The sequence below is a fragment of the Arthrobacter sp. Bi83 genome (assembly GCF_918698095.1).
In the GTDB taxonomy this organism is placed as follows: domain Bacteria; phylum Actinomycetota; class Actinomycetes; order Actinomycetales; family Micrococcaceae; genus Arthrobacter.
Genome location: NZ_CAKKLY010000014.1, coordinates 21978 through 33799 on the forward strand (window position 1 = coordinate 21978; position 11822 = coordinate 33799).

An 11822-nucleotide genomic window follows, 5' to 3' on the forward strand; every position below is an offset into this window, starting at 1 on the left:
TTATTGGATGCTTGAGGCAACAACAAAACCCGAAACCGCTCCGCTCGCCGCTCCGCTCGCCGCTGACGCCGCCGTCGAGCCCCTGAACCCGGCGCTGGCCGCGGAGGCGAAGATTGCCCGCGTCGCCGTGACCGTTTTCCCCCTGCTGGTGCTCGCCGCCGGCGTGGCGGGCTTCCTTCTCCCCGGTGCGTTCAAACCGCTTGGCCCCGGCGTTCCTTACCTGCTGGGCATCATCATGTTCTGCATGGGCCTGACGCTCACGCCGCCGGATTTCGCGGCGGTGGCCAAGCGGCCTTGGGCGGTGGTGCTCGGCATCGTTGCCCACTACGTGATCATGCCCGGAGCGGGCTGGCTGATCGCACAGCTGCTTCACTTGGAGCCCGCGCTTGCCGTGGGCCTGATCCTGGTGGGTTGCGCACCCTCCGGCACGGCTTCCAACGTGATGGCGTTCCTGGCCAAGGGCGATGTTGCGCTCTCAGTGGCCGTCGCCAGCGTTTCGACGCTCATCGCCCCGATCGTCACTCCGGTGCTGGTGCTCTTCCTCGCCGGATCGTTCCTGAGCATCGACGCCGGGGGCATGGTTCTCGACATCGTCAAGACGGTTTTGTTGCCGGTCATCGCCGGGCTGCTGGCGCGGCTGTTCCTCAAGAACCTGGTCGCAAAGGCACTGCCGGCACTTCCGTGGGCGTCCGCCGTCGTAATTTCCCTGATTGTGGCAGTGGTAGTGGCTGGCAGCGCCAGCAAGATCGTGGCCGCCGGGGGCATTGTGTTCCTCGCCGTGGTTCTGCATAACGGCTTCGGGCTGGGGCTGGGACACCTCGCCGGGAAGCTGGGGCGCCTGGACGACAAGGCCCGCAGGGCGCTGGCTTTCGAGGTGGGCATGCAGAACTCGGGCCTGGCTGCAACGCTCGCCACCGCTCACTTCAGCCCGCTGGCGGCGCTGCCGTCGGCCGTCTTCTCGCTGTGGCACAACATCTCCGGTGCGATCGTGGCCGCGTGGCTCGCCCGGAAGCCGCTGCGCGATTCCTAGAGGCGAAACGGACGCTTAAGCAGACGCCGCCAAGTGCGGACGGTTCCCGGGATCCGCGGCGGGTTTGCGAAGCGCCTTCAGCGCCCCTGCCCAGGCGACCACCTGGCCGAAAAGCCTTTCCAGGTTCTTTTCCGCCATCTCCGAGGGCGTGAAGGTCCGGTAGTTCTCAAATTCCGTGGCCAGCGGCAGCGCTACCTGGGCGCGGACGTCGGCCATCTGGAGTTCAGCAGCCACGCCCCGCAGGTGCTCCACGGCGCGGATTCCACCCGCGCTGCCGTAGCTGACGAAGCCGGCCGCCTTGTTGTTCCATTCCTCGTAGACGTAGTCCAGGGCGTTCTTGAGCGCACCGGGAATCGAGTGGTTGTATTCGCCGGTCACGAAGATGTAGCCGTCAAACCGGGTCACTGCGTCTGCCCACGCTTTGGTGTGCTCCTGGTCGTGGTGGCCCAGGGACGGCGGGAGCGGTTCGTCGAGCAGCGGGAGGTCGTAGTCGGCCACGTCAAGGAGTTCGAACCGGGCGTCAGTGCGTTTGGCGGCGCGCGCCATGACCCAGTCCGCCACCGGCTTTCCCAGCCGGCCCGGCCGGGTGCTTCCAAGAACGATCGCGATCCTTGTCATGGCAGGTCTCCCCTCCGGAACTGTTTGCTTGCCACATTGACTAAACAAATGGCCGGGGGCGGTTCTTCCCGGGGCTTCCTCCCGACGCTGGGCAGCGCGGTGACCTCCGGGGATATTGACGTCCGCGGACGGCGCTGGCAACGTCGTTACCACCGGCCACGGGGAAGCGGCCGGTTTCGTAGAGGCGGTCGGTCCTGGGGAGGCGGTGCAATACAGATGACCGATGGGGCGGATGCGGGAATCCGGGTGGTGCCCGCCAATGAAACGCCTTGGGATGACCTTCAGGCGGTCATGGGCCAACGCGGCGAGGCCTCCAGATGCCAATGCCAGTGGTTCAAAATCCGGGACAAGGACTGGCGCTCAGTTCCCGTCGAGGAACGCTCCCGGCGGCTCCGCGCGCAGACCGGCTGCGGAAGTCCAGAGAAACTTGCCACGACCGGGCTCGTCGCCTACCTCGGCGGCGAACCCGCCGGCTGGTGCGCGGTGGAGCCCCGCCCGGCATATGTGCGCCTGCTCCGGATGCGCGTCCCGTGGGCAGACCGGACCGAAGACAAAAACGACGACGCCGTCTGGGCCGTGACCTGCTTCGTCACCCGCACCGGCTTCCGGCGCCGCGGCATCAGCCGCGCACTGGCGAATGCCGCCGTCGACTTCGCCCGCGAGCGCGGCGCCCGTGCGATCGAAGGCTATCCGATGATCACCCAGCCGGGGCAGGAGTTCAGCTGGGGCGAGCTCTACGTCGGCAGCCGAAGCATCTTCGCCGAGGCCGGATTCACCGAGGTCAGCAGGCCCACCCCCCCGGCGGGTAGTGATGCGGATCGACTTCTAGCTTTCCGGCTGGTGCCCGCCGGCGTAGGCTTCGCCTTCGGCCCCCCGGTCAAGTAAGGCGAAGCCCATGCCCGGAAGCACCAATAGCTAGACGTAGCTCGGCTGCTCCAGGCTCCGGAACTCAGAGCCTTGGAAGACCAGCGGATCGCCGCTGTTGTCCCGGACCGATGTTCCGTGGACGCGAAGCAGGACAACCGAGTGGTCGCCGGCCGGGACTTCGCTTTCCACCGAGCAGTCGAGCCAGAGCCCGGCGTCGTTCAGGAATACTGCCCCCGGCCCGGTGGTGGTGATGTCGACGCCGGCGAAGCGCTCCGCCGATTTCGACGCAATCTGGCGGCAGACGTCGCGCTGGGAGGCAGCGAGCACCGAGACTCCGATCCGTCCGCCTGCCCGGACAAGCGGCCAGGTGCGGGAGCTGTTCTGCACGGCAAACATCACCAGCGGCGGGTCCAATGACACGCCCACGGTGAAGGTCGACGCCACAATTCCCTGCGGAGCCCCGTCCACGAGGGTGCACAACGCCGCTACGGCTGACGGGACGTGGCCGAAGGCTTCGCGCAGCGAGGACGGGTCCAGATCACGCTTCAAAGGCTCACGGTTCAAGGGCTCACGATTCAGAAACAAGGAGTTCTCTTCCCGTCAGTTCGGATAGGTCAACGGCTTCCGCGAAGGTGTTCGCCGGCCGGGCCAGCCCGTAGTGTTCACGGAGCGTGCGCCCGGTGTACTTGCGCCGGAACAGCCCGCGTGCGCGCAGGATGGGGATGACGTGGTCCACGAAGGCGTCCAGCCCGGAGGGAAGCACCGGCGGCATGATGTTGAACCCGTCCGCCGCGCCCTTCTCGAACCATTCCTGGATCGCGTCGGCCACCTGCTCCGGCGTGCCGGAGAACGTGCGGTGGCCGCGGCCGCCGCCAAGCCTCCCAATGAGCTGGCGGACGGTCAGCCGCTCCCGCCGCGCAAGCTCCACGATCAGCGTGTACCGGCTCTTGGCCCCCTCGATCTCATCCTCCGAGGGGAGGTCTTCCGGCAGCTGGGCGTCCAGCGGGAGGGACTCCGGAGAAACCCTCAGGACGCCTGCCAGCTGCTTCCGCGCGTGCTCGGGGTGGATGAGCTCGTCGAGCTGGCGTTCCAGCCGTCGTGCTTCCTGCTCGGTGGAGCCGATGATGGGGACGATGCCCGGCAGGATCTTGATCGTCTCCGGGTCCCTTCCCACGGCGGCGGTCTTCCTTTTCAGGTCCGCATAGAACCGCTGGGCTTCCGCCAGCGTCTGCTGCGCTGTGAAGACTGCCTCGGCGTAGCGGGCCGCGAAGTCCTTTCCGTCCTCTGAGGAACCGGCCTGGACGATCAGCGGATGGCCCTGCGGCGGACGGGGCGCGTCCAGCGGTCCCTGGATCCGGAAGTACCGGCCGGTATGGTTCACGGCATGGACACGGTAGCTGTCCGCCCAGACGCCGGCTGCCTTGTCCCCTACCGGCGCCTCGTCCTCCCAGCTGTCCCAGAGCTTCCGCGCAACGTCCAGGAATTCGGCCGCCCTCTCGTAGCGTCGCCAGTGCGCCGGCTGGTCTTCCAGCGAGAAGTTCCGCGCGGCGGCCTCGCCGGCTGTGGTCACCACGTTCCAGCCGGCCCGGCCGCCGCTGATGTGGTCCAGTGAGGCAAATCGCCGGGCCAGGTTGTAAGGATCGTTGTAGGTGGTGGAGGCGGTGGCGATCAGCCCGATCCGGTCCGTGACGGCCGCGATGGCGCTGAGCAGCAGCGTGGGCTCGAGCGTGCCGTAGGGTCGCTGGCCAACATCACCATGGAGCACCGGCGAATCGGCGAAGAAGATTGAATCGAACGTTCCGCGCTCGGCAGTCCGGGCCAGCTGCTGGAAGTGCGCCACCTGCGTGCCCGCGAAGCTGTCGCTTTCCGGGAGCCGCCACGATGCCTCGTGGTGTCCGGTGCTCATGAGGAACGCGTTCAGGTGCAGCTGGCGTCCGCCGTCGGCGTCGCGCTTGGATGGTTTTGTCATGGCTTGGTTCCTTTTCGAAGAGTCTGACGCCGCTCAGGCGGCCTGGGATCCGACGGCGGTGCGCCAGCGGGAAAAATGACGTTCGACGGCGACCAGCAGGTAGTTGACCAGCAGGCCGAGCAGCGAAACGGTCAGGATCCCCGCATACATGTCCGGGATGAGGAAGCTCATCTGCGAATTCACGATCAGGTAGCCCAGGCCGGCCTTGGCACCCACCATTTCGGCCGCGATGAGCACCAGGATGGAGGATGTCCCGGCCATCCGGATGCCCGTGAAGATGGTGGGCACGGCAGAGGGCAGGATGACCTTCTGGAAGAGCTGGAAGTTGGACAGCCCGAGGGACCGGGCGGCGCGGATGAGCAGCGGATCCACGGTCCGCACGCCGGCGATGGTGTTCAGCAGCACCGGGAAGAATGCGGCGTAGGCCACGATGCTGATCTTTGATATTTCCCCGATCCCCAGGAGCAGTGTGAAGACCGGCAGCAGCGCCAGCGCGGCCGTGTTCCGGAAGACTTCCAGCAGGGGATTCAGAAACTGGTCCAGCGACCGGTACCAGGCGACCAGCAGGCCAAGGGCCACGGCTGCCACCACGGCGATGCCGAAGCCGCTGGCCGAGCGGGTGAGGCTCGCTGCCAGGTGGTTCTGCAGCTGTCCGTTCTCGACGAGGCGGGCCAGGGCCTGAAGCACCACATGCAGCGGCGGAAGGAATACGCGTGTCGAGGCGGGCGCCAGGTAGATGGGGCCAAGTTCCCAGAGCAGCAGGAACAGGATGATGGCGCCGGAGCCCCAGATGCCCCGGCCAGCGCGTCTGGCACCTGAGCGGAACCGGGCTGCGCCGGTATTCGGAGCCCAGGAACGCGGCTTGATTCCCCGTCTTTTGGTCGCCGGGGACGGGGCCGGCGCGGCAAGGGTGTTTGGATCTTTTGTCAGTGTCGGAGTGCTCATCATGCTGCCTTTCCGGTGGAGACGTTCCTTGCTTCGTCCGGCGCTGAGCCGTCCGGCTGGATCTTGGCGTGCCCGGCTTCCTGTGCCCGCCGGACTTCGTCGTGAAGCAGCGACCAGACCTTGTGCCGGTGCTCAACGAACGCTGCGTTGGAGCGGACATCCTCATCTCCGGACCGGTCTCCGACGTCGATGTCAACGATCTGCTTGAGCCGGCCAGGCCGGGAACTGAGCACCGCCACGCGTTGTCCCAGGTAAACGGCTTCGTCAATGCCATGGGTGATGAAAATGATGGTCTTGCCGGTGGTGGCCCAGATGCGCAGCAGTTCCGTCTGAAGCTGCTCGCGCGTCTGTGCGTCCAGTGCCGCGAACGGCTCGTCCATGAGCAGGACGTCCGGCTCATAGGCCAGGCTGCGTGCGATGGCCACCCGCTGTTTCATCCCGCCGGAGAGCTCATGGGGGTACCGGTCCTCAAAACCACCCAGGCCTACGAGGTCCAGATATTCGCGGGCCTTTTCTGCACGCTCCTTGCGGCTGTAGCGCTTGCCGTCGCTGCCCGTTCCTTCAAGCCCGAAGGATACATTCGCTGCCGCCGTGCGCCACGGGAAGAGTGCGTACTGCTGGAAGACGACGGCGCGGTCCCGGCCCGGTCCCGTGACTTCCCTGCCGTCCACGAGGACTCTGCCGGTGTCCGGTTTGGTCAGGCCGGCAAGGAGGTCAAGGAGTGTGGTTTTGCCGGAGCCGCTCGGGCCTACGAGGGTAATGAATTCGCCGGCGGACATGTCCAGGGAGATTCCGTCGAGTGCCGTCAGGACGGACCCCTCGGGGTTCTCCTTGGTCGGCCGGACAGTGAATTTCTTGGTGATGTTCTCGAGGCTTATTTTCGGTGGGGGGCCGGTACCGGAGGTCATGTCGGGGGTTCCCTTCAGCAGGTCGTCTGAGATTCGTGATGGTGCCGGTGGTTGGCTTCTGTCCACCATCAGAACAGAGATGAATGCGCGCCTGAAGGGCCTGTTCACGCGGGGAAACCGGGCGTAATGCGCTTCCGCCCGGAGCCGTCCGGGCGGTCACGGGCCGGGGCGGACACACAGGGCAACAGTCCGTAAGAAGGGCGACGCGCAGCGACTTCTGAGCCGCTGAGTTCGGGCGCTCCGGCCCGCCAAGGGGCCATTGTGACGCCGGGACTAAGTACCGCTACGGCATGTGACAGGAGCCGTCGTAAAACGCGCCACCCCGGGGCTGGCTGGGCAAGGGAGGCGCCCAACGTTGATTGTTACGCGGCAGCGTCGAGGCACAGCGTCAGCTTGAGCGCGGACGAACACTTGAGGCCCCGTTCGCGCCTAGGTGCGGGCGATCCGGGAGGAGAAGGCGTCGACGGCGGACGGAACCGCACGGTAAACGTCCAGTGAGGTGCCGCGCAGCGTCAGCCGTCGCGGTGCTGCGACACGGACGCCGTCGGGCGGTGCGTTCCCCACCAACCGGTCCACGAGCATGGCGACGGCCCGTTCGGGAATCGATTCCGAACCCGCGGCGGATGACGCCTGCTGGGCAGCGCCGGGAACCAGAACATCAAAACCGGCCGGCTGCATTGCCGTCGAAATGACGACTTGCGCGACTCCTCGCCTGGCCAACTCCGTGACGGTGCCGTCCTCACGGGCGTCCCGCGGCAGGCCCGCCACAATGATCCCGTCCGCGCAGCCCGCGAGCATGAACTGCCGCCACGCCTCGCCGAGCATGATGACCGACTGGTAACCGTGCTTCGGGAGGATGGCCGAGGCAGCCGTGGCCAGCGCACGGTCCGGAGGCCATTCCAGGTCACCGACGGCAATGGCGATCACGTCGGTCCGGCCCAGCCGCATCCCGCGGGCCGCTTTGTTGGCCACGTAGCCCAGGCCGGCTGCGGCGGCGAGTACACGGTCCTGGGTTGGTTGGCTGATCCTGGTGGTGCCGCCGTGTCTTCCGGACAGCACGTAGGACACAGTGGTCAGGGAAACCCCGGCCTTGTTGGCAACGTCGCGGATAGTGGGGTTCGATCCAAGCTTCATTTTGCGGCCGTCATTTGTGCGGGTGGTCGGTAATGGGTGCGAGCTGTTCCGGATCCCACTCCGGCTCGATGGCCATGTCCACACCGGTTCCCGTCGTGGACCTCGGGCCCACTGTAACGGTGGACGCCGCCGCGTGGGCCGGCCGTGCGATGCCGGTACGGACACTTTGGACGATTTCATCGCCCAGGAGCGGTCCCGTGTAGCTGATGCTGAGCTGTCCGTCCTTAATGGCGGTGTCATAGTTCCCCAGCGCGTCGGAGACGATTCCCTCCCTGTCCACGGCCGCCGACAATGCCGTGGGGTTGGCGGAGCCCACGCTGAACCGGAGGTCGTGGACCAGGGCCGGGAGGACGAAGAAGTTGTTGACGCCAAGTTTCCCGGTGCCCTCTTGGGTGGCGCGGTTCACGATCGCGCGGCCGTCGTCGAGCGTGGCTGTGGCGGGGAGTGCCACGATGACTTCGGGCACCACCTGCTGGAGCACCGCGGGCTCGAGCACGTCCGGGGAGATGTTGGAAAGCTTGGTGTTCCCCGCGGCCGCTTCCAGCTTCTTGCGGATGCCCGCGACGTCGGCGTCCAGCTCTGAGTGGACGGCGATCACCACGCGGCGGCGCACCATCAGCCCGTCATTGCTGACCACCGGCCGGCCGTTGCCCAGGTCCTGCCCCTCCTCCGCCTGGGCCAGCACCTGGTCTGCTGCGGCGGCCGCAGACGAAGAGGCGGCTGGGGCCGGGGTGGCTGAGGGGCTGGACTGGACCCCGCCGGTGCAACCGCTGAGCGAGAGGGACAGCAGCACTGCCGGGGCGATGAGGAGAATTCGGTTCATGTCACGTTCCTGCCGGGTAGGCGGCCTTGTACTTTGATGCGTAGGACCCTTCGGGCTTCGTTTCCCAGACGGGCTTGTCGGCGTTGATGGGGTCGTTGTTCCTGAGGTCTCCGACCGCGAACTGGACCATCATGTCGTGGTCCTCGTGGACCAGGTTGTGGCAGTGGACCATGTAGCGGCCGCCCAGGTGTTTGCCGGTGTCGAACTGCATCAGCACGGTGACCGATTCGTTCTCGCCCGCATAGAACACGTCCTTGGGACCGCCTTCCCAGGCGAACGGCTTGCCGCCGTTCGTGTTCCGGCCGATGATCTTTCCGTCGATCAGGTGGATGTGGACCGGGTGGAACCAGCCGCCTGATTCGTTGACGATGGTCCACTGCTCCACCTGCATGCGCTGTGGGTTCGCGAAACAGCGGGTGAAGTTGGACTTCTCCACGGTGTCCCACGTTTCGCCGTTGATGGTCCACTCTCCGCCCTTGCGCTGAACCCGCAGGATTCTCTTGGCCACGGCCATGTCGGGGGTCAGTGCCATGGTTTCGATCCCGCCCGCGGCCTTTGTGGGGTGTGCGCCGATGTCCAGCGTCGAGGGGATGGCGCTGATGCTCCTGGATCCTGCCGGGGAAGGGGAGTTGGCCACGACCTGGAACTTCATCACCTTGCCGGTGTTGGCGAAGTTCACGTTGTTCTTGTTGCTCAGGTTCCGCAGCTCCACGGTCTGCCCGGGCTTGTACTTCCGGAAGTCGATGAGCACCTCGTACCGCTCGGCAGTGCCCTGCCGCCACGACGGAACCGCCTGGACCTTCGGCGTCATCCCGGCGTCGGTGCCCACCACGTAGAACGGATCACCGGTGGACAGGGCGAACCGGTAGGACCGGGTGATCGAGCCTACCAGGAAGCGGAAGCGATAGATCCTGGGCTTGACCTTCATGGTGGGCCACGGCACGCCGTTGACCGTGATGATGTCGCCCCACAGCCCGGCATGGCCGTTGTCGTTGTAGCCGAGGGAACCGTCCGCGTTCAGCATCACGTCAGAGACCAGGATCGGCACGTCGAACTCGCCCTGCGGCAGCTGCGCCTGCTCATATTTGTCCGACAGGGCGTAGATGGCCGCGATGCCGGAGTACACACCCTGCGCGGTGAGCATGTGGTTGTGATCGTGGTACCAGAGCGTCCGGGCAGCCTGCCAGTTCGGGTAGTGGTAGTTCTTCACCTTGCCCGGAGCCGTGCGGTCATTGGCATACCCGTCATACTGCGGCAGCGAGGCCGAGCCATGGAGGTGGGTGACGGTGTTGAACGGCTCCGTGTACAGCAGGCCTTGCGCCGGCAGGCGGTTGCTGATCCGCACCTCGGTCCGGGTGCCCTGAGGAACGCGGATCGTCGGGCCTGGAAACGTCCCGTTATAGCCGGCAATCGTGGTGGAGAGTCCCGGGGCTATCTGGGCCTTGCCCAGCTTTTGCGACAGGGAATACTTCGCGAAGAGCTGGCCGCTGGGGTCCCTGCCGGTCGAGTAGGGGAGCAACTCGGGAGGCCGGCGGAACGTTGCAGTGTACGGAACCGGCGTGTTGCTCGCCGAGAGCCTGCTGGGAGTGGTGATCGGCGTCGATCCCGCATCGTCCGCGCCGCCCTTTGCCGGCACACCGGCCAGGGCGGCGCCGCCGTTGGTCCCGGTGAGGGCAACAGCGCCGCCAAGCATGCTCAGTTTCAGCACGTCTCTCCGTGTTGCCATGACTTCCTCCAAGAATTGTGCGGTGTTCGAAGGAACACCGGCCGCGAGTTTCCTGCACAACTGCCTGTGGTGTGGAACACAGCCATCGTGCGCCAACGGACTTCTGAAAACCTTGGGGGAGGAATTCGGTGTGCAGGCGTGCCCACCCGAATTGGTGGTTTAGATTGGGGACATCCGCTGGCGCGGACAAAGCCGTGCGGCAATGCCGCGCATTTATTTGGGGGATTAATTGACGCTTTTTCCATCGCACCGGGCTCCGTCACGCCGCGCTCCGTCGCACCGGGCGCGGCGGCTGGCCACTTTCATCGCTGCCGCCGTGGTCACCATCCTGGCGGCGGCCAACGTTCCCGCCGCCCAGTCCGCTACGGTCCCCGCGGCCCAGGTATACGCAGCCCAGGTTTACAACGCCTGCTCCCGGCTCACCGCAGGGCAGGTGCAGTTCAACACGTACGGCGCCCCGCGTGTCACGTTTGCCACCGCCACGGACCGGAACCGCACCCAGGTGGCGATTACCAGCTGCGTGAAAACAGCATCCGGGTACAGCACTGAATGGCAAACCACAGGATTCGCAGGCATCAACGGCTTTTCCGCACCTGGAAAGGCGTGGGAAGACACCAACCGCTCACCCACAGGGTCCTTTACCGTCACCGAGGCCCTGGGACGGCGGAATCCGGGCACGGCTTTGAGGTACCGCACCATCAAACCGTCCTCGCGCTGGGGCGGCGAGCGCGGGAGTACTTACAACCAGTATTTTGAAGGCGCCGGCGGGCCGGCCGACGAAAACCTGTGGACCTTCATGAACCAGGGCTACTACGAGCAGGCCGCGGTGATTAATTACAACCGCCTTCCCGATGCCTCCACCATCCAGGGAGCCTCGTACGCCATCTTCTTCCACGCCGGCAACGTTCCGTCGGCTGGCTGTATCTCCACCACCCTCTCCACCGTGACCCGTCTCCTCCGGACCAGCCGGCCCGGGGACCGAATCGTCATGGGCGCGGTGGGCGACGTTTTCCGTTCCGCGTCAAGGACAGGGCCCTCGGACACTGCCGGCAAGTCGCTTGCCTCTATCCACAGCAGCTCCGATGTTCTGGCCGTGGCATCGGATGGAACCTTGTGGAACTACCCCGCCCTGGGCAATGGCGGCCTCGGCCAGCGCGCGGCCATCGGCAAAGGGTGGGGATCCGCGCGCTCCGTCTCAAAGATTGACTGGAACCGTGACGGCACCCTGGACCTGCTGGCGCAGTGGCCCAACGGAACGCTGACCGTTTACCCCGGCCGGCCGGCTGGCGGTTTCGGCGCCGCGTTTACCGCCGGGGCCGGCGGGTGGCAGCAGCTGACCATCACGGCCGGGACCTGGGACACCTCACGAAGGTATCCGGGTGTTCTGGCGCGCGACGTCGCGGGCAAGCTGTGGCTATACGACAACCCCGCAGGCCGCGGGCTTGGCACCCGGCGCCTGGTAGGCAGCGGATGGGGCAACGTTTCCAACTTCACCATCGCGGACTGGGACAACAACGGCCGCCCGGATCTGCTGGCCTCCGGCCGGGACGGGATTCTCCGCCTCTACCGCCAGGACGGGAGGGGCAACTTCCTGAGCGAAGCCCGCCCGCAAATCGGCACCGGCTGGAGCGCCCGCAGCATCACCGCCAATTACAGTTTTCAGGGAGCCGGCACCCGCGGCCTGACCGTTTTGTTCCACGACGGCGCGCTGCGCTACTACCCGCTGGGCCAGGGCCGGTGGGGAGCACCGGGCACCATCGGGACAGGCTGGGGCGGCATCCGCACGCTCGTCCGCTGATGCG

The 11822-nt window shown here is 66.2% G+C and carries 11 protein-coding genes; 3 read left to right on the top strand and 8 right to left on the bottom strand.

All coding sequences use genetic code 11. From position 1 onward, the window contains the following. Nucleotides 1–7 precede the first annotated feature (7 nt). Nucleotides 8–1030 (top strand): bile acid:sodium symporter family protein, encoded by a 1023-nt coding sequence (locus LQ144_RS08780; RefSeq protein ID WP_230118177.1) that lies wholly within the window; start codon nucleotides 8–10, stop codon nucleotides 1028–1030. A 15-nt stretch (nucleotides 1031–1045) separates the two neighbouring features. Here the strand turns inward: LQ144_RS08780 and LQ144_RS08785 are convergent, their stop codons facing one another. After that, on the bottom strand, nucleotides 1046–1648 hold the full coding sequence (locus LQ144_RS08785; RefSeq protein WP_230118178.1) for an NAD(P)H-dependent oxidoreductase: 603 nt from the start codon (nucleotides 1646–1648) through the stop codon (nucleotides 1046–1048). A gap of 216 nt (nucleotides 1649–1864) precedes the next feature. Here LQ144_RS08785 and LQ144_RS08790 point away from each other — a divergent pair, with 216 nt between their 5' ends. Then, nucleotides 1865–2533 carry a GNAT family N-acetyltransferase gene (locus LQ144_RS08790; protein ID WP_230118179.1) on the top strand — a complete coding sequence of 223 codons (669 nt, stop codon included), beginning with the start codon at nucleotides 1865–1867 and terminating at the stop codon, nucleotides 2531–2533. Nucleotides 2534–2563: 30 nt separating this feature from the next. Here LQ144_RS08790 and LQ144_RS08795 read toward each other — a convergent pair whose 3' ends face one another. From LQ144_RS08795 to LQ144_RS08825, 7 genes are all read right to left on the bottom strand, one after another. Further along, the gene (locus tag LQ144_RS08795) at nucleotides 2564–3064 is read right to left on the bottom strand and encodes a flavin reductase family protein (protein ID WP_230118180.1); all 501 of its coding nucleotides are present in this window, start codon (nucleotides 3062–3064) and stop codon (nucleotides 2564–2566) included. Between the two features lie 19 nt (nucleotides 3065–3083). Then, complete coding sequence (locus LQ144_RS08800; protein WP_230118181.1) at nucleotides 3084–4484, bottom strand: LLM class flavin-dependent oxidoreductase; 1401 nt, start codon at nucleotides 4482–4484, stop codon at nucleotides 3084–3086. Between the two features lie 33 nt (nucleotides 4485–4517). Next, entirely contained in the window at nucleotides 4518–5429 is a 912-nt protein-coding gene (locus LQ144_RS08805) for an ABC transporter permease (RefSeq protein ID WP_230118182.1), read from the bottom strand. Further along, on the bottom strand, nucleotides 5429–6337 hold the full coding sequence (locus LQ144_RS08810) for an ABC transporter ATP-binding protein (protein WP_230118183.1): 909 nt from the start codon (nucleotides 6335–6337) through the stop codon (nucleotides 5429–5431). Before LQ144_RS08810 ends, LQ144_RS08805 begins: the two co-directional genes overlap by 1 nt. 429 nt (nucleotides 6338–6766) lie before the next feature. Beyond that, nucleotides 6767–7471 carry a LacI family DNA-binding transcriptional regulator gene (locus LQ144_RS08815; protein WP_230118184.1) on the bottom strand — a complete coding sequence of 235 codons (705 nt, stop codon included), beginning with the start codon at nucleotides 7469–7471 and terminating at the stop codon, nucleotides 6767–6769. Nucleotides 7472–7481: 10 nt separating this feature from the next. Next, a complete protein-coding gene (locus tag LQ144_RS08820) occupies nucleotides 7482–8294 on the bottom strand; it encodes a hypothetical protein (RefSeq protein WP_230118185.1) in 813 nt (270 codons plus the stop codon). Nucleotide 8295: 1 nt separating this feature from the next. Next, nucleotides 8296–10020, bottom strand: a complete 1725-nt coding sequence (locus LQ144_RS08825; protein ID WP_230118186.1) for a multicopper oxidase domain-containing protein — start codon at nucleotides 10018–10020, stop codon at nucleotides 8296–8298. A gap of 229 nt (nucleotides 10021–10249) precedes the next feature. On the opposite strand from LQ144_RS08825, the gene LQ144_RS08830 reads away from it, so the two are divergent. Next, nucleotides 10250–11818, top strand: a complete 1569-nt coding sequence (locus LQ144_RS08830) for an FG-GAP-like repeat-containing protein (RefSeq protein ID WP_230118187.1) — start codon at nucleotides 10250–10252, stop codon at nucleotides 11816–11818. Nucleotides 11819–11822: the final 4 nt, after the last annotated feature.

Bases quoted from the DNA above. Each gene is read 5' to 3' on its own strand.
- LQ144_RS08780 (WP_230118177.1), top strand. From the start codon at position 8: ATGCTTGAGGCAACAACAAAACCCGAAACCGCTCCGCTCGCCGCTCCG.
- LQ144_RS08785 (WP_230118178.1), bottom strand. From the start codon at position 1,648: ATGACAAGGATCGCGATCGTTCTTGGAAGCACCCGGCCGGGCCGGCTG.
- LQ144_RS08790 (WP_230118179.1), top strand. From the start codon at position 1,865: ATGACCGATGGGGCGGATGCGGGAATCCGGGTGGTGCCCGCCAATGAA.
- LQ144_RS08800 (WP_230118181.1), bottom strand. From the start codon at position 4,484: ATGACAAAACCATCCAAGCGCGACGCCGACGGCGGACGCCAGCTGCAC.
- LQ144_RS08805 (WP_230118182.1), bottom strand. From the start codon at position 5,429: ATGAGCACTCCGACACTGACAAAAGATCCAAACACCCTTGCCGCGCCG.
- LQ144_RS08810 (WP_230118183.1), bottom strand. From the start codon at position 6,337: ATGACCTCCGGTACCGGCCCCCCACCGAAAATAAGCCTCGAGAACATC.
- LQ144_RS08815 (WP_230118184.1), bottom strand. From the start codon at position 7,471: ATGAAGCTTGGATCGAACCCCACTATCCGCGACGTTGCCAACAAGGCC.
- LQ144_RS08820 (WP_230118185.1), bottom strand. From the start codon at position 8,294: ATGAACCGAATTCTCCTCATCGCCCCGGCAGTGCTGCTGTCCCTCTCG.
- LQ144_RS08825 (WP_230118186.1), bottom strand. From the start codon at position 10,020: ATGGCAACACGGAGAGACGTGCTGAAACTGAGCATGCTTGGCGGCGCT.